Source organism: Gardnerella sp. c11Ua_71, from assembly GCF_055818025.1.
On sequence record NZ_JARFVR010000007.1, the window covers coordinates 79,705 to 103,692 of the forward strand.

Genomic DNA, 23,988 nt, shown 5'->3' on the forward strand with positions numbered 1-23,988 from the left:
GAGGTATGCAAAATGACTATAGGTCTTAAAAACAGCGGGCTTAGCGGTTTAAACAAAGGGCTTTTTATATCTTTTGAAGGAATAGACGGCGTTGGGAAAACCACGCAAGTTGAGGCTTTGCGCGATTTTTTGCAAGCACGCGGACTTGAGGTTGTTGTGACTAGAGAGCCTGGCGGAACACCGTTGGGCGAACAGTTGCGCAACATTCTTTTGCACGGCGGAGCGATTTCTGCGCGCACCGAGGCGCTTCTGTTTGCTGCGGATCGCGCTCAACACGCTGCGCAAATCATCATCCCAGCCTTGCGGCGCGGGGCGGTGGTTATAACGGACCGTTACATTGACTCATCACTAGCGTACCAGTCTGGGGGGCGTGAACTCACTATGCAAGATGTGCTCGATTTAAGCGAGTGGGCGTCTAATTGCCTTTGGCCAGATCGCACGTATTTGCTAGATATGAGCGAGAAGGATGCTGCTGTGCGATTGCATGGGCAGGCGGATCGCATGGAAAGCGCGGGGCTTGATTTTGCGCGCCGCACGCGTGAAGCGTTCTTAGATCTTGCTAAACAAAATGCGCAAAGATTTTGCGTTTTAGACGCCACTTTGCCAGCTTGCGACTTATCTAAGTTGATTGCTAAAGACGTGTGCGAGTTGCTGGATAATGCTGGAATAGGTGACGAAAAATCGCCAGAATCGCCAGAAAATTAAGGACTTTAGCGATGGACGTTTGGGAATCGGTAGTTGGTCAAGCGCAAGTTGTTGAACGCCTTAAAAAAGTAGCGCAAGGCGATTCAAGCAAAATCGCGCAATCGTGGCTTATTTGCGGATCTGCTGGATTCGGGTGTGCAAAAGTAGCAAGAGCGTTTGCAGCGGCATTGCAATCGAGCGCAAAAGTCGCAAGCAACCGAGCCGACGAAAACTCCGCCACTCAAATAAACAATCAAATAAACACAGATAAAATCGCAAGTGAAGTATTGGCTGGAACGCACCCAGACGTAAACATTTTAAGCACGAATAAAGTCACAACTAGTATTGACGAAGTGCGCGAACTCGTATCAATATCCGAGCAAATGCCAAGTGTTGCACCGTGGCGAATCATAATAATCGAAGACGTTGGGCGCATGCTTGAGCGCACAACAAACGTTTTGCTAAAAGAAATCGAAGAGCCAGCACCTCGCACAATATGGATTCTTTGCGCGGCAAGCGCGGCAGATGTTTTGCCAACAATTCGATCTAGGTCTCAAATAGTGAATTTGGCTCAACCAAGCGACCAAGATGTGCAAGAATACGTGCAACAAAGCGCACACATTGATGCAAAAACGGCGGCAAACGTGGCTCGCATAGCTCAAGGAAACGTTGATTTAGCAATGCTCTACGCTACAAGCGAGAGCGCTAGAAGTAGAAGAGAAGAGCTTGTGGCAGGCGTTTTGCGTCTTAGCAGCGCAATAGATGCGATTATGCTTGCTCAAACGCTAATTGAAGATGCTAAAAGCCAGGCAGAAGATGAGGTTCAAAAGTCTGTTGAAGCTGAGCAAAGCGAGTTTTTGCGCATAAATGGCATTAAGCCAACAGATAAAATTCCGCCTAAAATTCGTAGCGCATACAATGCGATTGGCAAAAAAGACGATGTTAAGCGAAAAGTCACTCGCGTAAGTAGAGACGTTTTAAACCGCGCAATAGATGCAATTTGCAGCATTTACAGAGATGTGCTTGTTGTGCTAAACAATGCTCAATTACAAACACCACTTGTGAATCAAGAATTTAAAGCAGAAATTATGCAGCTTTCTAAAAAAAATACAGCAGAGCGCGCGCTTAAATGCCTGGACACGCTTGCTGTGGCAAAAAAGCGGCTTGCTGGCAATGGAAACGCAACGCTTATTTTTGAAGCACTTTTATGTGCGCTTTGACTGAGATTGAAATTGCATAACGCATTTCAAGCTCCTTCAAAGCGTGATTTGGCTTAAGGCATAAAGTCCAGTGGACTTTATGCGCCAAATCAGCCGAACGGCTACTAATAGCCGTGAGGAATAGCGTAGCGCGCGAACGTCTTCGCAGCGCAGAAGCAGTGCTTCTGCCTTGAGCTGCTCAGCGCGCCAAATTGCCTTCGCGCGCTACGCTTTAAGCGCTACGGCAGGTTGGCGCGCATAGTCACAGCGGTAGTAGATACTTAAATTATGAATATTTCTACAGATTTCACCACTATTCCAGACAACTTTGCAAAAGCTGCGCCGGAAGAAAACAAGATTAACGGCGTTCCAGTCGTGTCTTTTCCATTTTATGTAGACAAGTTGCCGGATTTTGTGCACTACTTGCATTGGCGATTTGTAGACGACGATGCTATACCAGTGTGCGGATTCCAGTGGATTCATTGGGTTGTGGCAAATGTTCCAGTGGAAGCGCTTATGTTTGACTTTAACGATTCGCATGCGTTGCAAATTCCGCAAGATTTTTCGCGAACAATGCCAACTATGATTCCAGAAGTTGTACAAGGGCGAAACTCGCAAGCTAGCCGATTTGTGGGGTGCACGGATCCTTCTATTACTATGCGCTACAACGGTCCGCAGCCTCCAGACAAGGATCACGACTACATGCTAGAAGTGTTCGGCACGCAAAAACCTCTTCCAAATCTTAAAGAGGGATTCTATCTTAACGAAATGATGAATGAAATCAGGCATTATGATTCGTATGTAGACGTTAACGGATTATATTTGCGAGGAAAAGCTTAGAGTTTAGGCTTTAGAATTTAGGATTTAGGCTTTATATGACTTCGTGCGGATTAGTCGCAAGCAGCTTACGACTATATATGCGTGCGTAAAATAGTCAAAAATAAGCAAAACCAATCAAACTAATCTAAACAAACAAAATAATCAAAAATAATCAAATAACCAAAATAATCAAAAATTAGAAAAATGAGGATGCAAATATGGCATGCACAACAATTTTAGTAGGACGCAAAGCGAGCTACGACGGATCCACGCTTATTGCGCGTAACGAAGACTCAGCAAATGGCGAGTTTAATCCAAAGCGTTTAGTGGTAGTAAAGCCGCAAGACCAGCCTCGCGTTTATAAGTCTGTGCTTAGCCACGTAACAGTAGAGCTTCCAGATAATCCAATGCAATACACAAGCGTTCCAAACGCAGACTTGCGCGAAGGAATTTGGGGAGAAGCTGGCGTTAACGAAGCAAACGTGGCAATGAGCGCAACCGAAACGCTTACATCCAACGAGCGCGTGCTGGGTGCTGACCCAATGGTGGAGCTTAAAAAAGCGCAAGGTAAGGAAGGCGACGCTGACTACAAGCCAGAAGTGCCAGGCGGAATTGGCGAAGAAGACTTCTTAACGCTTGTTTTGCCTTATATTCGTAGCGCTCGCGAAGGCGTGGAGCGTTTGGGCGCGTTGCTAGAAAAGTACGGCACTTACGAGATGAACGGCGTTGCGTTCTCGGATGTAAACGAGATTTGGTGGATGGAAACTGTTGGCGGACACCACTGGATTGCTAAGCGCGTGCCAGACGAGGCGTATGTTGTTATGCCAAACCAGCTTGGAATCGACGAGTTCGATTTGGAAGACGCTTTGGGAGACCAAGAAGAGCACATGTGCTCTGCTGATTTGCTTGAGTTTATTGAAGAAAATCACTTAGATTTGTCGGTAGAAAACGCTTCACCATTTAATCCTCGAGATGCTTTCGGCTCTCATTCAGATGCCGATCACGTGTACAACACTCCTCGCGCGTGGTTTATGGAGCGTTTCTTGAATCCTTATGACGAAGTGTGGGATGGCAAAGACGCAGATCACAAGCCAGATAGCAACGATATTCCGTGGGCGCGTCAGCCTGAGCGCAAAGTGACGGTTGAAGACGTTAAGTATGTGCTTAGCTCGCACTATCAGGGCACTGAGTATGATCCTTACGGCAAGCTTGGCGATGAGCATACTCGTCATCTTTTCCGCCCAATCGGCATCAATCGTCAAAGCGAGCTTGCTGTAATGCAAATCCGCCCTTACGTGCCAGAACCAATGCGCGCAATTCAGTGGATTACTTACGGTTCTAATCCTTTCAACTCTTTGATTCCGTTCTATCCGAACGTAAATCGCACTCCAAAGTATTTGGAAGATACGACTACTCGCGTAACAAGCGAAAACTTCTATTGGGAGAATCGCATTATTGCAGCTCTTGCGGATGCCGCATTTAACGACACTGCAAACGCGATTGAGCGTTACCAAGAAGTTGTCGGTTCCCTTGGTTACGCAATGGTTAAGTCTACGGATGCTGCTGCGGCAGATCTTCTTGGCGTTTCTTTGAAGGATTACGAACCAGAACGTGAAGGTAATGAAGGCGAAGATTACGATGATTTAGTTCGCGATCCTGAAGCAATTATTGCAGAGCTTCGTAACGACAAAGTGCGTGAAGCTTTGGCTGAAGCGAACGACGATATGGCAGCAAAGTTGAAGAAAGAAACCGATTCTTTGCTTGACACAGTGCTGTACATAACTAGCATGCGTATGAAGAATGGTTTTAATCGTTCCGATCACTGATCGCAAGCTGTTATAGACATTAGTGATAACGCGCATAGTTTTAATGTAATATTGCTATACCACGCCCATGCAATCGTATAGTATAAAAATTGTTCATTTACATTAGCTATGCGCGTTTACTATTGAGCGTTTATTGGGCATCTGTTATTGAACGTTTGTTATTGAACACTATTGGGCATCTACTAGGCTTTTTGCTTATGAAAGTGGGGAATATGAGCATTCTTGATTCGTTTACTACGCAATTTGGATTAGTTAAAAAAATAGACGCCTTCGGATTTATGGATTATTTAAAGAAGAATCCAAGTGAGCAAAAAAAGCACGGTAAAGTGCTACTCGTTACAGCTGATACTCCTCTTAAGGCTTCTAGAGGAGAAGGCAAAACAACTACCACTATTGCGCTGGTAGACGCGTTGCGCGAACGCGGGGTAGATGCGGCGGCTGTTTTGCGCCAGCCAAGCATGGGCATTACTGCAGCGGGTTCAAAAGGCGGCGCTAGCGGCGGCGGAAAGTCCTCACTTTCGCACCCTGAGCTAATCGATTGGGGATTGTGCGGAGAAATGGCTGCCATTGAATGTGCGCAGAATTTGCTTGTTTCTTTTGCAGAAAAAGCGATTGACGAGGGTATTTTAGACACGATTTTAGTGCCGCGCGTAAGTGAAGTACCTTCAAGATCTTTGCGTAGTATTGCTGTTGACTTTGGCAAGAGCACGGTTGCGGAGCGCGTTGTGTTAACGCCAACTTGTGAGCTTATGCAAATTGTAGTGCTTTCGAGAAGCATGGAAGAAATCGCAAATCGCGTTGCTGCCATGATTGCTGGCACAAAAGATGGGAATCCTGTTAAATTTGGCGATTTTGTTGACTTGTGGCGAATCACAAATATTCTTGCCGATGCTGTAAAGCCTGCAAAAACTGAGACGATTAATGGTTCTCCGATTTATGTTCATTGCGGTCCGTTTGCCAACGTATCTCTTGGTATTCCAAGCCTTGTAAGCGTTGAAATGGCTTGTGCGTTGCACGATGTTGTTGTTGTGGAAGCAGGATATGGCACGGACGCTGGTGCGCAAAAGTGGCTAGATATTGCGGTGCGTGAGTTTGGAGCAGCAATGCCATCGGCGGCGGTTGTTGTTACTCGAGCAACTACTTGGCGAGATGACGAAACTCTTGCATGGCGCTACCCATTCCACGTTTCGCGCCTTGAGTCGCTTAATATTCCTACGTTCCCTCTTATCAATTTGTGGGAAGGTGAAGATGGGCAGGTTCCAGATTTGCTTGAGCAAGCTAAGACTTTAGGATTCCGTAAGCCGATTGTTGGCAATTTGTTCCGAGACGGCGGCGATGGCTTGGCAGATCAGCTAGATGATTTTGTGTCTGTAATCACCGCTGATACTGAAACGAAAGTTCCGCAAAGCCGCCGAGGAAAGTCGCTTCGCGAGCGCATTAATTTGCTTTGCGCCGAGGCATATGGAGTTCCTGAAAGTCGAGTGATTGAAAAGGATGGTTTTGCTGCTTCTTTGACTGCAGCACAGGATTTGTGCAATAAGTCTGGTGTTGATTTTGATAGCTTGGCTCTTGTTGCTGTAAAATCGCCAGCAACCATGACGGATGACGATCACGCGCCTGAAGATTCTCGCACTGTAACTTTAAAGAAAGTAGAAGTTCATGCTGGAGCTGGGGTTGTGCAAGTCAATCTTACGTCTTCGCTTACAACGCCTATGCCAAAAATAGTGTGATTGCTTTTTAAATATTAATCATTAATAGCAAATAACAAAACGTCGTCAACACATTAATCATGGTGTGTGGGCGACGTTTTTGTTTTATGAATGTCTTTTATGAATGTCGTTTATAAACGTCTTTTATCTTACATAGGATCCATGTTGTATCTATCGTAAAGATATTTGTGTATTGAACTTGCGCCATATTGTGTAATGTGAAAAACCTCACATGTATTATTTAATTATCATATTGTTATAACAACAGAAAATATTACGATTTAGCTTTATTATAAGAGAGTTAACATGCATATTTTTCGTATTTTATCTTAATTAATTTAAATTTTTCTTCAGACTCGCCGAAGGTGTTTTTTTTTTATTCGGCGATTCCATAAATATAAAAAGGATTTTAGTCGTCGGAAAATTTACGACAATTTTCAGTTTGAAAAATAAATTTTTTAGTGTTTTACTCGTGGCTTGTCTCATAACTATTTTCATGAGCGAAGGGAGAAAATACTTAATGAAAATGAAAATAGTGACAGCTAGCTTATTAACAGCCACGTTATTAACAGCAAGTTTATCTTCTTCGGCGTTAGCTCAGTCTAGCAATGATAACGTTTTTACTAATCATGAGAACATTCCAACGAATAAATCCAGTATTAACAACATTGATTTAATTCCTGCTCCTACCCAGCATTTCGGCAAGCCAGATGGGAAACTTCCAGAAGTAAGGACTTCAATCAGCTATGTTGATGGAGATTCTACTGACAATCATGCGAATACGAATAAAACTAATAAAATTCTGCGTCCAGGTAGCAAGCTTACGCTCCGGGCTACAGCCAAATTTATTGTTCCTGAAGCTGGCGATGTTTTTAGACCATATCTTCGACTAGCCATTCCGAAAATTCTTACAGTAAACGCAAATGATTTTGTTGTTGATGCTGGCAGTGTTGCAAATAAAGTAGTACAGATTTCAGATTCTAAGTCGTTTGGTAACCACAATCTCGGTAACTATAATCTTTTTGACGTCTACTTTAATTACAACGAGTGGTCTTCTGATTTTGCAAATGAAATGCCATACCTTGCTGCCATAAAAGGCGTGAATCACTCTGGCAATGTATTATCCAATGGTGATGTAATAAAAAATAATCAAACAGTTTCCATTGAAATCCATACAGTAGTCAACAGTAATGCAAAAACTTCTGATCTAGTTGATTTGAAAAATTACAAAAAAGGTGTGAAACCATTAATCCAAGGCAGAGTGTCATATATGCCTTTCCCAACGCCTATGGAATATACTTCTACAATCGGCGGATTAAGAGATTTTCCAAACGATAGGATACTGCAAAAAAATCCATGCCTAGTGCGTTCGGATCTGGTAACTGGATGGGACGGCAGAGATAATTATGGATTCTGGTTCACTGGTCTATCTATGGAAACAAGCGGCGTCGATTATGACAGTAGAAGCACTATGGTTGAGTCGCAGAATGGTGTTTGGTTACCACAATTAATACCTGCAAATATTGAGCATAACCAATTCGTAACTATTTATCGCAATGGGAACGACAATGATCCGATTAAGTTGAGATTTAAAATTCCATTTGGTTCTAAGAACTATGCTTTAAATGGAACTAAGCAAGTTTTTAAAAATCATCATTTAACAGTTTTCCGTTCGCCTAACAACAACGATGAAGCTCGTAAAATTATGGCTAATATTGGAATAGAAAAAGTTGCTTATGGGGATACTGAAGTTTTCGGCGATATTTTGGATTCTAAATATTTCGATGGTTGGGGAACTGTTCCAAAACAAAGCAGACCTTCTGAGTTGCTAATATCTGGAGAATTTAACCCAGATTCAACTGTGTTTGGTCCTGATAATATTAGCAACGGTATTTGGATGAGTGGAAAAGCAAGCGCATACATAAAATCGTATTATCGTGCGTTAGATTGTAATGATAATTATCCAGATAATACTTTGAAATATCCGCCAATTATTAACAAAATTCAGGAGACTGTTGCAACGTATGCGCGCAGTAATCGCAGCAAAGTTAGCACAGTTCCTATTGAAATCGTCATTCCTGCATCTTTGAGTGGACGCGTGTGGTTTGATGCTAACCATAATGGTATTCAAGATAAGGGAGAGTCGAGCATAATTGGTGCAAAAGTACAGCTTGTTAAACAGTATGGGGATAGCACAGTAATCGACATAAATGGCAATAAGGTTAATCCTATTACCACTACTTCGCCTGATGGATCTTACGAATTTACTAATTTGCTGCCAGGAAACTATGTTGTTAAATTTACACTTCCAGAAGGTAGTGAATATTTTGGTTTTACATATACGCATAAGGGGTCAGATTCCTCTGTAGATTCTGACGCGATTCCTGGAGAGCCTGTAACGGATAGGTCTGTTATAGAAAACGGATCTGCAGAAACCGATAATTCGGCTTCAAAAAACTCATATGTTGGCAATATAAGTCTTTCTGCTGGCGAAGATAAAAAGCATATTGATGCTGGAGCTTTTAAGAAGGATGAACCGAAGGATCCTAAGCCAAATCCTGATCCTAAGAAGAATGATCCGAAGGATCCTGATCATAAGCCGAAGCCTAAGAATCCTCAGCCTAAACCTGAAAATCCCAAGGATCCTAAGCCTAAGGACCCTAAGCCGAAAGATCCGCAGCCTAAGCCAAAGACTGACCCTAAGAATGACAATCCTGTAAAGCCTGATACTCCTAAGTCTTCTGATCCTAAGAAGGATGAGCCTAAGCAAAATCCTAAGCCAAATCCTAAGCCAAATCCTAAGGATAAGCCTAATAATCCAAATTATCAGGATAGGGATGTACCTGATACTAAACCTGAAGATCCTAAGGAGCCTGATAATCCTACGAAACCTAAGGATGATAAGCCTGATACTCCTAAGGAACCTGAGTCGAAGGATCCTAAGGATCCTGATCCTAATGATGAGCCTAAGAAGGATGAGACTGAAGATCCTGATCCAAAGGATACTAATCCTAAGTCTGAAAATCCGAAGGACAATGAGAACCCTAAGAATCCTGAGTCTAAGCCTGATGATCCTAAGTCTGATACTCCTAAGGATCCTGATACTGATGACACAGAGTCTAATGATCCCCCTCAGTATGAGGATCCCCAGCCTAAGGAGGATTCTTCAGAACCTAATCACTCTGAGATTCGTGAATCAGATAATCCGATACCAAACATTAATAATGATTTAGATAGCAATAATAGTCAGCCTAATGAAAGTTCGTTTGACAATAATAATGCTGATTCTAAGCAAGAGCATGTAAGGGATAAGCTTGTAAACACTGGCGTAAGCACAGTTTTCACAGCTGTTGCGTCTGTTGCTATGCTCGCTCTGGGGGCTACGAATAAAATAAAGCGTTATTTCTGCAAGGGTAAGCACAGGCAATAATTGTCGAAAATTCAGGTGAATAATATAAAACGTCGTCAACACATCAATCACGGTGTGTGGGCGACGTTTTGTTTTTGCTTTGTGTTTCGTCTGTTGTTTCCGCTTTTTGTAGTTAGACACGCTGATTAGAGCTACAAAAAGCGGAATTGTTTTCCCGAGTTTGTACCAAATTTGACCTAAATCACGTACAATCTCGGGCAGGTCCTGTCGTTCGCGCGGTCTAAGCGCGAAGGCAGGTCGTCGCGCAAGTGAGGTGGAGATTCAAGATTTTTCGCTGCGAAAGAGGCGAGCCTCAGCGCCGAAGGTGGTGACTCGCCGAGAGAGCAAGAAAAATCAAGAATCTCGGTGATAAAAGATACGCAAAAGTGTTAGATATTCAGAAGGTTTGATGTATTTCTATACGAGCAATAAAAGAGGAGGGCAGCGACGGGACTTGCGAGGAGAGAAATACATCAAACCTCGCGCAATACCAAGCAATGGAACCGCGCTACGCTCTAAGCTCGAAGACAGGTCGATTAGCACGCAAATGTGCGACGAAGCCAATCGCAAGCAAGATCAATCCACTGCTGAACTTCTGGCTGTACAAACTCAGGAATCACTGCGCCATTTTCATCGCGCTTAGCAGTTTCTTTAACAGCCAAAGCCAAGCCGTGCGGACCCTTAGGGAACAAATGTGCTTCCACGCTTACGCCAGCTTTAACACAAGCATTAATAAACATAATTGAGTTTTGAACTGGAACCGTTTGGTCTGTAATCGTTTGCCAAACGAACACAGGTGGAGTCTTAGAATCAACGTGGTTTTCAAGCGAAAGCTGTTCAACGAGTTGCGCGCGAGTGTTAGAATCTACGCTTCCAAAAAGACGGTCGAAAGTTGGCTTATGTGCGTATTCGCCAGCGGAAATCACTGGGTAAGCAAGCATAAGAGCGTTTGGACGAACGTCATTTGCGTTGTATCCATTTGTTTCTTCAACATCGTCGCTAACGCTAGTCGCAAGATTTGCTGCAACATGGCCTCCTGCAGAGAATCCAATAATCGCCACTTTTTGCGCATCTACATGCCATTCTTTTGCATTATTGCGAATCAATTGCATAGCTTGTGCTGCTTCCAAAAGCTGAGTCGGGTGTGCACTAGGCACAAGAGAATAGCGCAGAACAAATGCGTGGAATCCAGCAGCAGCAAACTTCATAGCAACAGGTTCTGCTTCGCGATTAGAAACGCGCAAGAATCCGCCGCCTGGCAAAATCAGCACTGCTGGGCGTGTTTGATCCCCTTCGCTATCTAAGTTGTCATCTAAAACATATCCAGTAAGAAGCGCGTTGCTACCGTCAATGCCTTTAATTTGGCGTTCTATAATCTTCATGGTATCTCTTTTCGTTTTGCTTATTTGCAATTTATGTTAAGCATAATTACTAAGCGCAATTACTAAGCATAATTCTAATCAAATATCTTATTTTTTAAGTGCGTTATTTTATAAATTCGTGTAGAGTCTTAAGAGGTTTTATAAGGAGATTTAAGATGCGTAATGAAGAAGATAATTTAGGTAAAGTTGTTCTTGCAGCCACTCCTATTGGCAATATGGGAGATGCTTCATCGCGCTTGATTAATCTTCTAGAAACCGCGGATATTGTTGCAGCGGAAGACACGCGCAGGCTTTACGATCTTGCAAATCGCCTTGGCGTGCATGTTTCTGGGCAAGTTATTGCATATCATGATCACAATGAGCACAACAAGGCAGATGGCTTGCTGGATAAGGTTGAGCAAGGCAATACCGTTCTTGTTGTTTCCGACGCTGGTATGCCTACGATTAACGACCCAGGGCTTGCGATCGTTCGCCGTGCAATAGAGCGCGATTTGCCTGTTACTTGCGCTCCTGGACCGAGTGCCGTACTAGATGCTCTAGCGCTTTCTGGCTTGCCAACAGACCGCTTCTGTTATGAGGGTTTTTTGCCGCGTAAATCTGGAGACAGGCAGCAGCATTTGCGCTCGCTTCTTTCAGAGCGGCGAACAATCGTTTTTTATGAGGCGCCGCACAGAATTGCGGAGTCAATGGAAGATCTTCTTGCAGTTTTTGGCGCAGATCGCAAAATGGCGTTATGTCGCGAGCTTACAAAGGATTTTGAGGAAATAAGGCGAGGAACAATCTCTCAAATATGCAAAAGCGTAGAAAACGACCCTCCGCGCGGAGAAATTGTTCTTGTGATTGCGGGAGCTAGCGATGAAGAAATCAAGCAGCAAAACATTGATTTGAGCGTTGAACAGCTTGCGCAAATGTCTTACGATCTTTCGCAAAACGAGGGTTTGCGTATTAAAGATGCTATAACGCGTATTGTTTCACAAAATCCTCTTTCAGACGGTTCTTTTGCGAATCGTAAAGAAGTTTATGCTGCTTGTTTAAACATCAAGTCATGAAATCTGTTTCGCGTAATCGTAGCTTTCTAAAAGTACGTCTAAGCTATGCTTAACATCTGGACCGCCTTTCTGTGAAATATACTCCAGTATTTTTGCGTCAGCGGCTGGGTTTGCTATAACCCATTTTCGTAAGTGCGGAATGTTTCTCGCTATGTGCCAAAGTATTTCTTTGTCTGTATTTTCACAGCATGCTACTTGTTCTGTGAGAATAATTGGCGGTTTTGGCGGTAGATCTTTTGTTTGTGTTTTATGGAAATTTTCTGTATTTTCTTGTACTTGATTTAAATGTTCAATATTAATATTCATAAAAAATATCTTCCTGTTCTATAACGTTTTTTAGCCAATCTTTTGCTTTTTGCGCTCCTGGAAAATGTGGGTTGCTATTTATGATTTTTTCGCATTCTTTAAAGCTTGTGCCATATTCTTGAATCAGATTGAAAATTGTGTCTTTTTTGCGTATCTCGTCGTAAATATTTTTAGATGGTGTTAATGCTATGTCGCAGATTGTTCGAGCAGGAGATGTTATGCGCAAATCTTTAATCACCTTTTGTTCTCTCTTCAACAATTTTCGTCTGAATACTCGTAATGGATGATCATGTGGCACTACACGATAATGGCTGCCAGAGATAATGTCTAATATGTTTGGAATTGTTCCTCCAAGCCAAATCCATGATGCTGTAAACATGCATGCTGCAGAGTCTCGTGGTATTAGTTTTTTGAGTATTTTGCACCGCCCCTCAATGGACTTTGCAGTGGAATGTGCAAATCCGCTTCTTATTGACAATCGTTCAAAAGCTCCGAATTTAGATAATTTCTTCATGCACAATGGTCCTGGCAGATGCGTTGTGTCTAGTAAGGTTGGAAGATTTTTACTAATGTCAATGTGTTGATTTTTATTGTCGTAATTTTCAAGAATTATTTTTGTTTCTTGAGCTATATCTTTAGTCGTACTGTATTTATTCGCATCATAGTTTCTGCTTTTTGAAGTCTTTTTTGAAGTCTGTCTTGAAGTCTTTTTTAAATTTTTAGCGATTGGCTTGATTGTGGATTTATCTGTTCTTTTATTTGTTCGCTTATCGGTTGTTTTGCATGTGTATTTACTTGTGGCATTAGTCGAATTGTTAATAGTTTTGTTTGCAATAATTTCTGCTTCGTTATTCATAATCCCTCCTTTCTTGTTAGACATAATGATTGGGAATAATTTTTTAGACATATGGTTTTAGACATATGGTTTTAGACAGAATAGATACGTTTGTTCATGTTGTCCATAAGATTTTTGCGAAATGTGTAAAAGTGGATTTTTAAGCATTTTTACATTAAAAAATGTGCATATGTGTATATGTTTTTTATTAAGGTGTCCTCGCTGAACAAGATAATATTTGGCTATGAGTCATATTTTGGTGAATGTTGCATGGCCTTACGCAAATGGCCCTCGTCATATTGGTCACGTTGCAGGATTTGGTGTTCCTTCAGACGTGTATGCGCGTTATGAGCGCATGAAGGGCAATGACGTGCTTATGGTTTCTGGTACAGACGAACATGGCACGCCGATTTTAGTTGAGGCAGATAAAGAAGGCGTTAGTGCTCAGGAGCTTGCAAACCGCTATAATCGCGTGATTACTAAAGATTTGTGCGATTTGGGTTTAAGCTACGATTTGTTTACGCGCACGACTACAGCAAATCACGAGCATGTTGTTCAAGAGATGTTCCGTCAGTGCTTAAAGAACGGCTACATTTATAAGGGTACTCAAAAGGTTGCGATTTCGCCTTCTACAGGTCGTACTCTTCCAGATCGCTACATTGAGGGCACATGCCCACTTTGCGGCGCGGATGGAGCTAGAGGCGACCAGTGCGATGCTTGCGGTAATGAGCTTGATCCAGATGAGCTTATTAATCCTGTATCCAAGATTAACGGCGAAACTCCGCGATTTGAAGAAACAGAGCATTACTTCCTCGATTTGCCTGCTTTAGCTGATGCTAATTTAAGCTGGCTTAATTCAAGGGATGGTTGGCGTACAAATGTTATTAACTTCTCGATTGGATTATTTAAGGAAGTTAAGCCTCGAGCTATTACGCGTGATATTGACTGGGGTATTCCTGTTCCTGTAGAAGGATGGGTTGATAACCCAAATAAGCGCCTGTACGTGTGGTTTGACGCTGTTATTGGCTACTTGTCTGCATCTATTGAATGGGCACGCCGTCAAGATAAGCCGGATGCTTGGCGCGATTGGTGGTGTGACCCTAAGTCTCCTGGCTATTACTTTATGGGCAAAGATAACATCACCTTCCATTCTCAGATTTGGCCTTCAGAAATGCTTGCATATAATGGCGCTGGCTCTAAGGGTGGCGAGGCTGGAGTTTATGGCCCGTTGAATATGCCTGAGCAAGTTGTTGCTTCTGAGTTTATGACTATGGAAGGCAAGAAGTTCAGTTCTTCGCGTGGAATTGTGATTTACGTGAAGGATATTTTGGCGCGTTATCCTGTGGATGCTGTGCGTTACTACATTTCTATTGCTGGTCCTGAAAATTCTGATGCCGACTTTACTTGGGCAGAATTTGTTCGTCATAATAACGAAGAGCTTGCTGCCAGCTGGGGTAATTTGGTAAATCGTGTCGCTAATTTGATTCATAAGAATTTCGGAGAGATTCCTGCTCTGGACGAAAATTCAATGACAGATATGGATCGCGCTTTGCTTGATCAAACCTCTAATGCTTTTGAGATTGTTGGTGGTTTGATTGAACGTCATCATCAGAAGAATGCGCTTAACGAGGCAATGCGTGTTGTGTCGGATATCAACAAGTACATTTCTGCAACTGAGCCTTGGAAGATTAAAGATGATGAAGCACGTCTTGGTACTGTTTTGCACGTTGCAGCTCAAGCTGTCTCTGATGCTAATCATTTACTTGCTCCATTCTTGCCACATTCTGCGCAAAAAGTGTGGGAAGCTCTTGGTGGTACGGGTGTGTTCTCTCCTCTGCCAAGAATTGAAGAGGTGACTGACTTAGATAATCCAGATTTTAAGTATCCGATTATTACTGGCGACTATCGTCTTGGAGAAACTGTTCACCCGTGGGAGAGTGAGGAATTAGTGACTGGTACACCTGTCGCTAAGCCAACTCCGATTTTTGCCAAAATTCCTAAAGAGGCTATTGATGAGGAGCTTGAGCGTTTTGAATCTGCGCTTGCCGCTCGTCGTAAAGCTGACGAAGAAAGATTGGCTGCAGCTAAAAAATCACTAGAATCTAAGTGATTAAACGAAAAATTTTAAGTTATAGTGATGCATGTAACAAAAAATAGGTTGACTATCAGGATTTAAAAAATTTTTTAAGGAAATTTTTAGGTTATATGCGTGTTTTGCGAGAAAAGTGTGGTTATAATGAGTATTGCTGATGGTTATCCATCAGTGAGGTTCGTTCGCGAACCCCATAACTGAAACCTTCTTCTCTCTTTCTCTCTGCCCCGGTGGGTCTTCTCTTTCCCACCGGGCTTCTTTTTATCTTTTTTAACTGTTCGCCGCTTACTCACATTTCCCGAAAATGTTGCTCAAATCGGCAAAATCAACAACAAAATCGGGAAAATCGTTCGCGCGCTACGCTTTAAGCGCTCATGCAAGTCGATCAGCAGTCCTCCGATGGTGATTCATCGAATGAAGAAGAAAAATCGAGAATCTCGGTGATAAAAACCACGCAAAAGTTCTAGATATTCAGAAGGTTTGATGTATTTCTATACGAGCAATAAAAGAGGAGCGTAGCGACGGGACTTGCGAGGAGAGAAATACTCAAACCTCGCGCAATACCAAGTAAGGAGCGCGCAACCCCAAATAAGAAAGCGCAATAAAATAAAAAACGCAGATTGCATTTGTAATTTGCGTTTGCAATCTGCGTTTGTAAATCAGCTTGTGCTAAATCAAGTTTAGCGGCAGCGCTTTGTAAGTGGAATCCACGGATCAAGCATTACAGGCTCCTGATCCAATATTGCTCGCGTTGCTTCATCAAGATACTTCTTGTTAATAATGATTTCTGTAACGTAGCGGTCAAACCACTGCGCGGATCCAACGTAGTATCCGTCTTCGCCGTTATCTTTACCCCAGCTGTTTTCAATCTTCCAGCGGTCTGGCTCGCCATCTTTGTTAAGATTTACGCCAGTAAAGGTCATTGCGTGGTTGCCTGGGCAATCCATATATTCCAAACCTTTAGCTTTGTCGAATGTAAACTCTACATCGAATAGCTCGTCTACGCGAACAACTGCTGGGTCAAAGAAGCCCTCTTGCCTTAGCGAGAATTGCGTGCAATCGCAAGCAAACCAAATTGGGTGTCCGTCTTTTAGCTGATCCACAGCGGCTTTGCGGAATACTTCTAGCGCAACGTTTGCAAACTCCATTTCCTTCGTCTCAGCAACGTTTGTGGTGTATTTAAGCTGGTAGAGCTTGTTGAACGGAGTGTGTTCCATTGGGGAGTTGCACAAGCTCACAAAGTCGTTTACGTCAATTGGAACGTATTTCTTTGCGAATTCTAGTGGTGTTATTCCATATTCGCGAATCATTGGACGATCGTCTTTGCCAGTCTTTGGCTTATCGTCCTTCTTATCGTCTTCTTTGGCTTCGTTCTTTTTGTCGTCCTTTTCGTCTTTCTTATCGTCGTCATCTTTAGTACGTGCAATAAAGTCGAAACGCTCTGGTGGCTCGCCAAGTGCGATAGCTGTCATACGGTATACGGTTTCAAGGTCGCGGATTTTCATTTCGCGCAACTCTTCTATGGAAGTACCGTTCTTGTGTGCTTCGCGCAATTCAGCCGCGAATTCACGCAACTTGGTGTTTATGTATTGTACGAATGCATCTGAGTCAATAGCATTCTGTGAATCTGGGTATGCGCTTTTTGGTACGAGTCCGTACTTGTTTACCAAGTTGACGAACATTTGCCACCATCCGCCGTCGTCGATCGGACCGTAGTTAATGTTTTCAAAGACTCGACTATCTAGGGTTTCGTCTAATGTTGCCAACACGTTTTCCAAGTACGCATTTGCCTTTTCAATCTTGTCCCAGAAGAACAGGTAGCTTTCGGAAAACTCGAAGTCGTCTAAATTCCACTTGTGCATTAATTCGTAACGCAAAGTGTTAAGTGAAGCGAACATCCAGCAACGTCCAGAGTGCTGTTGGTTTGTTATTGATCCTTGTTTTAATTCTATGGAGAAGTTGCGTGGTAAAGCGCGTTGTCCTTGATAGCTTGTTGCAGCTTTAAGAACGCCGCTTGCTACAGAAGCGTTTGCGGCTACTCGATTTGCTCGCTGTTCGTTAAAATGCTTGGAATATTCGCGCACGTTGTCTATGGTAACGGCTTTTACGTTTTCAGACATATATCTCCTTTTGTTGTTAGGTTGAAAATAGGCGAATAAGCGTTATTGTAGCGTGTTCAATGCACGAGTAGCGTTTTGCGTGGTCTGTGCTTTTTTAATAGGATGCTAGTAAAACTAATTGCAATGTGTTTTGTTAGTACGAAATGTTATTGTATTTACACTTTTATTACGATTTACGAAACTAATTTTCGTAAAATTTAAATAATTCCGTTAAATATTCTGATGTTTTGTTGATTTTGTGTATTAATTTTTGTGATAATTGATATTTATTCCGTATTATTGCATGTTTATTTTAAGCAATGTACATAGGTTAGCTAAAAATATACTAATTACATGTCCCATTTATGAGGGCTTACTTAAGTGTGCCTTGAGTATGCTTTTGATTTGCTTTTGCAACTGGGTATAGCAAACGATGGCAGTGTGCAAGCTTGAGGCTTGCAGTTACCAGATGGAGGTAACAATGGTTAGACGTAGAAAAGAGTCACAATGATACGATACATCGTTAAACGATGCCTGAATTATGTTGTGATGCTGTTTGTCTCCGTATCCATGACGTATTTCTTGGCAAGTGCTTTTATGGATCCGCGATCGAATTATATGTCTAGGCATCCGCATCCACCAATTCCTTCGATTAACCGTTCTTTGGATTTGGCGAACATTAACGACCAAACTCCAGTTATTACGAGATATTTGCGTTGGATTACTGGCGTTCTTACTCGTTGGGATTGGGGATTAAGCCCAGAGCAGGCTCCTGTTGGTCCTGCGATTGCGGCTCGTATTGGTGCGTCTGTCCAATTAGTTACTTGCGCAACTGTTCTTGGTATTGTTTTCGGTGTTAGTGTTGGCGTTTATACTGCTATTCGTCAGTACAAGTGGCAGGATCGAGTTCTTAACTCTATTGCTACGTTCTTGCTTGTTGTTCCAGCTGCTGTGTTTGGATTGCTTATTGTGTTAGCTGCAATTAGCGTTAACAATGCTGCTGGCTCTCGTTTATTCTTTGTTACAGGATTGCATTCTTATCAAGGTTCTAACCCTATTGCTTTTGTTCTTGACTTCTTACAGCATTTGATTTTGCCGACAATTGTTATGACTGTTCCTGGCATGGTTGGATACCATCTTACGCAGCGCACTTATTTGCTTGACACTATGAATGCTGATTATGTTCGCACTGCTCGTGCTAAGGGATTGCCTTTGAACATTGCTATTCGTCGCCATGCTTTGCGTACTTCTTTGATTCCTACAGCTGTGGACGTCGCCTTCTCTATTGCAGGTGTGTTCACGGGTGCTGTGATTACTGAGACCGTGTTCGCAATTAACGGTTTGGGTAGCTATTTTGTGCAAACAATTTCTAATAATGACATTAATGGTTCTGTTGCTATTGCTGCATTCGGAGCTGTGTGTACTTTGGCTGGAGCTTTGCTGGCAGATATCTTCTCTGCTTGGCTTGATCCACGTATTCGCTTGAACTAATTGCAGAACAGTGTAGGTGTTATTGATATGAGTAAAAAAGATGTATCTTCAAACCTTCAAGAGTCTGCTGCAGACAAGAAGGCGACTGCTAATTCTTGGGGTAATTTTAAGCGCACTGGCAAGATTACGCTTTATACGCGTCGTTTCTTTAGGCGACCATCTGCCGTCGTTGGCTTGGTTTTGCTTGTGTTCTTGATTCTTCTTGCGTTGTTTGGATCTAAGATTAGTAAGTGGGGCTACGATGAGCCTGATTTTACGGCTCTTGCAACTCCTCCTAGCGCAGAGCATTGGCTTGGCACAACGCCTGGCGGTTCTGACATGTATGCAATGGTTGTTCGCGGACTTGGTCGCTCGCTTTCTATTGGTATTGTAAGCTCCATTTCTATTACAATTATTGCTGCTTTGGTTGGTACTGCTATTTCTTACTTTGAGGGTTGGTTTGAGCAAGTTGGCATGTGGGTTTTGGACATGCTTTTGATTGTTCCATCCTTCTTGCTTATTGCTTTGATTGTTAGCTCCGCGACTGGTGGCAATGATTGGCTTTGGCTTGCATTTGGTATGACTTCCTTTGGTTGGATTGGTTATGCTCGTACGCTTAGAACTTTGACTTTGAGTTTGCGCGAGCGTGAATATGTGCGCGCAGCCAAGTTTGAAGGTGTTTCTTCGTTCCGCATTATTGTTCGCCACCTTGTTCCAAATCTTGGTTCTGTATTGATTATTAATACAGTTCTCGGTGTTATTGGTGCAATCAACGGCGAAACCGCATTGAGCTTCTTGGGTCTTGGTATCAAGGCTCCAGATACTTCTTTGGGTACTCTTCTTAATGTTGGTCAAAGTAGCGTTATGACCTCTCCTTGGGTTCTTTTGGTTCCTTCTGCGGTTTTGGTTATTTTGACTTTCTCTGTTCAGCTTATTGGCGATGGTCTTCGCGATGCGATTGATCCATATTCTAGGTCTGTTGGTAAGGCCGAGTAAGGCTTGTTGGAGGTTTAAACATGACTGATATGGTGAATGACGCAATTAAGGAAGATTCTGTGATGGAAAATCAGAACAACGAACCACTTCTTTCTGTACGCAATTTGCAAGTTAGCTTTGCTTCGGAAGCTGGTACGGTTCATGCAGTACGCAATATGAATTTTGATTTGTACCGCGGAAAAACCATTGGTATTGTAGGTGAATCTGGATCTGGTAAGTCGGTTACTTCCCTTGCTGTTATGGGCTTGCTGGATAAGAACGCGTCTGTTAAGGGTTCTGTTGTTTATAAGGGCGAAGAGCTGTTAACGAAGTCTGATGCAGAGATGAGTAAGATTCGTGGCAAGAATATTGCTATGGTATTCCAGGATCCTCTTTCTGCTTTAACTCCAGTGTTTTCTATTGGAGATCAGCTTAAGGAAGCTTTGGTTATTCATAATCCAGATATGACCGAAGAACAGATTCGTGAGCGCTCTATTGAATTGCTTAACTTGGTTGGTATCACTAAGCCAGCTGAGCGCTTAAAGTCTTTCCCTCACGAATTTTCTGGCGGTATGCGTCAGCGCGTTATGATTGCTATGGCAATCGCGAATAACCCAGATATTATTATTGCTGATGAGCCTACTACCGCTTTGGATGTTACTATTCAGGCTCAGGTTTTGGATGTTTTGAAGAAAGCGCAGAAAGAAACTGGCGCAGCGATGATCTTCATTACTCACGATTTGGGTGTTATTGCTGGCGTTGCAGACGAAGTTATTGTTATGTATGCGGGTCATTTGGTTGAGCATAATAGCGTTGAGGAGATTTTTGCTCACCCAACTCAGCCATACACAATCGGCTTGCTTGGTGCTGTTCCGCGCGTTGATCAAAAGCGTACTCGTCGCTTAACTCCAATCTCTAAGCCAACAATGGATATGTTGATGGCAGAAGAAAAGAGTGGAGATACTAGCGACATGATGGGTCTGGAAGCAGAAAGCGAAACTGTTCGCGCGCTGCTTCATGCGGAAACCGAAAAAACGATTAAGCCAATGTTTGAGGGCATTCCTCGCGAGGATCGCAAGGTTGTTTTGGATGTTAAGGGATTGGTTAAAACGTTCCCAATTACAGGTGGCGGTTTCTTGAGACGCAAGGTTGGCGAAGTTCGCGCTGTTGATGGTATTGACCTTGAGATTCGCGAAGGCGAAACTGTAGCTCTTGTTGGCGAATCTGGTTCTGGTAAGTCAACTACTTTGATGGAAATCATGAGTTTAAAGAAGCCAGAAGCTGGCTCTATTACAGTTTTTGGCACCGAGCTTAACGATAAGTTGACTAAAGAGCAGCGTCGCGAGCTTCGTTCTAAGATTCAATACGTGTTCCAGGATCCTATGAGCTCTCTTGATCCTCGTATGCTTGTTTACGATATTTTGGCAGAGCCTCTTCATGTTCAAAAGAAGTCTAAGGAAGAGATTCGTCAGCGTATTGCGGAGCTTATGCAGCTTGTTGAGCTGAATCCAGATCAGGTTGATCGCTTCCCAACGCAGTTCTCTGGTGGCCAGCGTCAGCGTATTGCTATTGCTCGTGCTTTGGCTGTGAATCCTAAGCTTTTGCTTCTTGATGAGCCTGTTTCTGCTTTGGATGTTTCTATTCAGGCTGGCATTATCAACTTGCTTGAAGACTTGCAGGATAAGTTGGGAGTTGCATACTTGTTCGTGGCTCACAATATGGCAGTTGTTCGTCACATTTCTAGCAGAATTGCTGTTATGTACCACGGACGCATTGTTGAATCTGGCGAAACGGATGAGGTGTTTGATAATCCTAAGCATCCGTACACTAAGGCTTTGATTAGTGCTGTGCCAATTCCAGATCCTGCGATTGAGAAGAATCGTAAGCGTATTATTCTCAACGAAGAAGATTCGTTTGATGACGTTGCAAGCGTCTGATTCTAATCTTTTGTGAATACGCCTAAACTTTTGTTTAGGGCAATTTTGATCGCGTGTGTTATGCAAGACACACGCGATTTTTTGTTACAGGCACATAAATTCTAAAAAAAGTAATATATTTTGTTTTTTAATTAAAATAAACTAAAAAATTTTCTGTTTGACTGTTTTATGTATTTAATTTTCTTTTTTATGGATTAAATCTTAAGTAACAAAAGCTTAAATTCAGTATTTGTTAAAAAAGTCGTAACACAAAATGTCAAAAGATTAGATATACTCTACACACATACCAGAAAGCGGACATCATTTCTGGGGAATGAGAGGAATCATGAAAAAAACTAATGCAGGCAAATTAACTGTATTCGCCGCAGCTGCACTTTCTGTTGCAATGCTACTCGGCGCTTGCGGTGGCACAACTGCTACTACAGCAGATAAGGCCAAGGGCGGTATGACCGAAGAGCCAGCCGCAGGTGTGGATACTTCCTACACTGGCGCTCTTCCAATGCCTAAGGTTGACAAGCGCTATGACAATCCACAGCCTCGTGACAATGTTAAGGATGGCGGTACTTACACGTTCTCGCTTTCCGACATGGGTCCAAACTGGAACTACGCTTCTAACGACGGTAATACCGCTTATATGAGCACTTTGTGGGGCTTCTACCAGCCATCGCTTCCTTATTACGACACTGTTAAGGGCGAGAAGGTTAAGTACAACCCTGATTACATTACTTCTGTTAAGAAGGTTAGCGACAAGCCACTCGTAGTTCAGTACGATTTGAACCCAAAGGCTAAGTGGAACGATGGTACAGACATCGATTACACTGCTTTCAAGGCTACTTGGGAAGTTATGAATGGCAAGAACGAAGCCTACTCTGTACCATCTCACGAGGGCTATGACTGCATTGAGTCCGTTGAGCAGGGTGCAAATCCTAAGCAAGTAATCGTTAAGTACAATAAGCCATGCGCAACTTGGGAATTGCTTTTCGCTCCATTGGTTCATCCAAAGGCAACCGATCCAGCGGTATTCAACCAGGGTTGGGTAAATAATCCTCACAACGAGTGGGGTGCAGGTCCATTCGAGATTCAGTCCGCAACCGAAGATCAGGTTGTTTTCGTGCGCAATCCAAAGTGGTGGGGCAAGAAGGCAAAGCTTGACAAGGTTGTTGTAAAGCGTATGGAAGATACTGCTGCAATGAACGCCTTCCAGAACGGCGAAATCGATTCCGTGGATTCCATCTCCACCAAGGATAAGATTAAGGCTGCTCGTAGCGTTAAGGGCGCTCAGCTCCGTTACGGCTACAGCACCAAGATTCGTGTTATTAACTTAAACGCAAAGGCTGGCGCATTCAAAGACAAGGCAGTGCGTAAGGCTGTTGTTCAGGCATTCGACGTTGCTACATACAACAAGATTCAGTTCCAGGGTATGAGCTGGAAGAGCGAGCAGCCAGGTTCGGAGCTTCTCTCCATGTTCCAGGCTGGCTACAAGAACAACCTCCCAGCTGATGGTAAGTTCAACGTAGAAAACGCTAAGAAGACTCTTGAGGCCGCTGGCTACAAGATGGGCAAAGACGGCTACTACGCTAAGAATGGTAAGACCGTTCAGTTCACATTCACCTTCTTTGGCGATGACTCTACTCAGGCAGCTCTTGCTAACGCATTCCAGGCCATGATGAAGAAGGCTGGCATGAAGTGCAAGACTGTAAACAAGCCTGCATCTAAGTTCTCTAAGACTGTAAGCTCCTTCGACTTCCAGGTGCTTCCAATGGCTTGGGTTTCCCAATCCCCATTGAGCTTCTTGGCATCCGCTTCCCAGGTCTACGATTCTAAGAGCGATTCCAACTTTACTGGCACTGGCAACAAGAAGATTGATGCCCTGCTCGCCAAGATTGGCAAGACCTACGATTACAAGGAACAGACTGCATTGAGCAACAAGGCTGAGTCCATGGCTTTCGCCGAGTATGGCACGCTCCCAGTTTCTGCTCCTCCAACCTACCAGGCATACAAGAAGGGCTTCGCTAACGGCGGTCCTGCTGGATATGCTAACGTTTTCGTTGAAAACATCGGTTGGCAGAAGTGAGTAAATTTGTAGCGATAACTCGCGCAAGTTTACTAAGCTGATTGCTTAACTTATAGCATGTGGCGTGTGGTCTTTGGGCTGCACGCCACATGCTTTTGAGTGCGCTTTGACTGAGCTTGAAAT

Annotated in this window: 16 protein-coding genes; 12 read left to right on the forward strand and 4 right to left on the reverse strand. The window is 43.2% G+C overall.

Features of this window, described 5'->3' with window-relative positions; all coding sequences use genetic code 11:
* Positions 1 to 12: 12 nt before the first annotated feature.
* The 6 genes from tmk to P0106_RS06655 all read left to right on the forward strand — a co-directional run bounded on the left by tmk (position 13) and on the right by P0106_RS06655 (position 9,667).
* Complete coding sequence (gene tmk, locus P0106_RS06630) at positions 13 to 705, forward strand: dTMP kinase (RefSeq protein ID WP_004113832.1); 693 nt, start codon at positions 13 to 15, stop codon at positions 703 to 705.
* Between the two features lie 11 nt (positions 706 to 716).
* Entirely contained in the window at positions 717 to 1,904 is a 1,188-nt protein-coding gene (locus P0106_RS06635) for a DNA polymerase III subunit delta' (RefSeq protein WP_473730594.1), read from the forward strand.
* Between the two features lie 267 nt (positions 1,905 to 2,171).
* Entirely contained in the window at positions 2,172 to 2,723 is a 552-nt protein-coding gene (locus P0106_RS06640) for a YbhB/YbcL family Raf kinase inhibitor-like protein (protein WP_415682498.1), read from the forward strand.
* A 197-nt stretch (positions 2,724 to 2,920) separates the two neighbouring features.
* Positions 2,921 to 4,528 (forward strand): C69 family dipeptidase, encoded by a 1,608-nt coding sequence (locus tag P0106_RS06645; RefSeq protein ID WP_473730595.1) that lies wholly within the window; start codon positions 2,921 to 2,923, stop codon positions 4,526 to 4,528.
* Positions 4,529 to 4,740: 212 nt separating this feature from the next.
* Positions 4,741 to 6,258 carry a formate--tetrahydrofolate ligase gene (locus tag P0106_RS06650; protein ID WP_473730596.1) on the forward strand — a complete coding sequence of 506 codons (1,518 nt, stop codon included), beginning with the start codon at positions 4,741 to 4,743 and terminating at the stop codon, positions 6,256 to 6,258.
* 499 nt (positions 6,259 to 6,757) lie between these two features.
* Positions 6,758 to 9,667: an SdrD B-like domain-containing protein gene (locus P0106_RS06655; RefSeq protein ID WP_473730597.1), complete on the forward strand. Its 2,910-nt coding sequence runs from the start codon at positions 6,758 to 6,760 to the stop codon at positions 9,665 to 9,667.
* Positions 9,668 to 10,182: 515 nt separating this feature from the next.
* Here the strand turns inward: P0106_RS06655 and P0106_RS06660 are convergent.
* On the reverse strand, positions 10,183 to 11,028 hold the full coding sequence (locus P0106_RS06660; protein ID WP_009994265.1) for an alpha/beta hydrolase: 846 nt from the start codon (positions 11,026 to 11,028) through the stop codon (positions 10,183 to 10,185).
* A gap of 155 nt (positions 11,029 to 11,183) precedes the next feature.
* Here P0106_RS06660 and rsmI point away from each other — a divergent pair, with 155 nt between their 5' ends.
* Positions 11,184 to 12,077, forward strand: coding sequence for a 16S rRNA (cytidine(1402)-2'-O)-methyltransferase (gene rsmI / locus P0106_RS06665; protein ID WP_004118187.1), 894 nt, complete (start codon positions 11,184 to 11,186; stop codon positions 12,075 to 12,077).
* On the opposite strand, the gene P0106_RS06670 is transcribed toward rsmI, so the two are convergent.
* Together P0106_RS06670 and P0106_RS06675 are read right to left on the reverse strand one after the other, a co-directional pair.
* Positions 12,072 to 12,383, reverse strand: coding sequence for a variant leucine-rich repeat-containing protein (locus tag P0106_RS06670; RefSeq protein WP_004113848.1), 312 nt, complete (start codon positions 12,381 to 12,383; stop codon positions 12,072 to 12,074). The two genes, rsmI and P0106_RS06670, sit on opposite strands and share 6 nt — an antisense overlap.
* Positions 12,373 to 13,239: a hypothetical protein gene (locus P0106_RS06675; protein ID WP_032841982.1), complete on the reverse strand. Its 867-nt coding sequence runs from the start codon at positions 13,237 to 13,239 to the stop codon at positions 12,373 to 12,375. Before P0106_RS06675 ends, P0106_RS06670 begins: the two co-directional genes overlap by 11 nt.
* Positions 13,240 to 13,462: 223 nt before the next feature.
* Between P0106_RS06675 and metG the strand changes: the two genes are divergently transcribed.
* Entirely contained in the window at positions 13,463 to 15,328 is a 1,866-nt protein-coding gene (gene metG / locus P0106_RS06680; RefSeq protein WP_174143116.1) for a methionine--tRNA ligase, read from the forward strand.
* Between the two features lie 662 nt (positions 15,329 to 15,990).
* Here metG and P0106_RS06685 read toward each other — a convergent pair.
* Positions 15,991 to 17,430, reverse strand: coding sequence for a C1 family peptidase (locus P0106_RS06685; protein WP_248898607.1), 1,440 nt, complete (start codon positions 17,428 to 17,430; stop codon positions 15,991 to 15,993).
* Between the two features lie 486 nt (positions 17,431 to 17,916).
* Between P0106_RS06685 and P0106_RS06690 the strand changes: the two genes are divergently transcribed.
* The 4 genes from P0106_RS06690 (at position 17,917) to P0106_RS06705 (ending at position 23,865) form a co-directional block, all read left to right on the forward strand.
* Positions 17,917 to 18,900, forward strand: a complete 984-nt coding sequence (locus P0106_RS06690; protein WP_004138444.1) for an ABC transporter permease — start codon at positions 17,917 to 17,919, stop codon at positions 18,898 to 18,900.
* A gap of 27 nt (positions 18,901 to 18,927) precedes the next feature.
* Positions 18,928 to 19,875, forward strand: coding sequence for an ABC transporter permease (locus P0106_RS06695; RefSeq protein WP_004113854.1), 948 nt, complete (start codon positions 18,928 to 18,930; stop codon positions 19,873 to 19,875).
* Between the two features lie 20 nt (positions 19,876 to 19,895).
* Positions 19,896 to 21,791, forward strand: coding sequence for an ABC transporter ATP-binding protein (locus tag P0106_RS06700; protein WP_020760736.1), 1,896 nt, complete (start codon positions 19,896 to 19,898; stop codon positions 21,789 to 21,791).
* A 325-nt stretch (positions 21,792 to 22,116) separates the two neighbouring features.
* Complete coding sequence (locus P0106_RS06705; protein ID WP_473730598.1) at positions 22,117 to 23,865, forward strand: ABC transporter family substrate-binding protein; 1,749 nt, start codon at positions 22,117 to 22,119, stop codon at positions 23,863 to 23,865.
* The last annotated feature ends 123 nt before the right edge of the window (positions 23,866 to 23,988 follow it).

Excerpts from the sequence above, each read along its gene's own strand:
- tmk (WP_004113832.1), top strand. The coding sequence starts at position 13 with ATGACTATAGGTCTTAAAAACAGCGGGCTTAGCGGTTTAAACAAAGGG.
- P0106_RS06635 (WP_473730594.1), top strand. The coding sequence starts at position 717 with ATGGACGTTTGGGAATCGGTAGTTGGTCAAGCGCAAGTTGTTGAACGC.
- P0106_RS06640 (WP_415682498.1), top strand. The coding sequence starts at position 2,172 with ATGAATATTTCTACAGATTTCACCACTATTCCAGACAACTTTGCAAAA.
- P0106_RS06645 (WP_473730595.1), top strand. The coding sequence starts at position 2,921 with ATGGCATGCACAACAATTTTAGTAGGACGCAAAGCGAGCTACGACGGA.
- P0106_RS06650 (WP_473730596.1), top strand. The coding sequence starts at position 4,741 with ATGAGCATTCTTGATTCGTTTACTACGCAATTTGGATTAGTTAAAAAA.
- P0106_RS06655 (WP_473730597.1), top strand. The coding sequence starts at position 6,758 with ATGAAAATGAAAATAGTGACAGCTAGCTTATTAACAGCCACGTTATTA.
- P0106_RS06660 (WP_009994265.1), bottom strand. The coding sequence starts at position 11,028 with ATGAAGATTATAGAACGCCAAATTAAAGGCATTGACGGTAGCAACGCG.
- rsmI (WP_004118187.1), top strand. The coding sequence starts at position 11,184 with ATGCGTAATGAAGAAGATAATTTAGGTAAAGTTGTTCTTGCAGCCACT.
- P0106_RS06670 (WP_004113848.1), bottom strand. The coding sequence starts at position 12,383 with ATGAATATTAATATTGAACATTTAAATCAAGTACAAGAAAATACAGAA.
- P0106_RS06675 (WP_032841982.1), bottom strand. The coding sequence starts at position 13,239 with ATGAATAACGAAGCAGAAATTATTGCAAACAAAACTATTAACAATTCG.
- metG (WP_174143116.1), top strand. The coding sequence starts at position 13,463 with ATGAGTCATATTTTGGTGAATGTTGCATGGCCTTACGCAAATGGCCCT.
- P0106_RS06685 (WP_248898607.1), bottom strand. The coding sequence starts at position 17,430 with ATGTCTGAAAACGTAAAAGCCGTTACCATAGACAACGTGCGCGAATAT.
- P0106_RS06690 (WP_004138444.1), top strand. The coding sequence starts at position 17,917 with ATGATACGATACATCGTTAAACGATGCCTGAATTATGTTGTGATGCTG.
- P0106_RS06695 (WP_004113854.1), top strand. The coding sequence starts at position 18,928 with ATGAGTAAAAAAGATGTATCTTCAAACCTTCAAGAGTCTGCTGCAGAC.
- P0106_RS06700 (WP_020760736.1), top strand. The coding sequence starts at position 19,896 with ATGACTGATATGGTGAATGACGCAATTAAGGAAGATTCTGTGATGGAA.
- P0106_RS06705 (WP_473730598.1), top strand. The coding sequence starts at position 22,117 with ATGAAAAAAACTAATGCAGGCAAATTAACTGTATTCGCCGCAGCTGCA.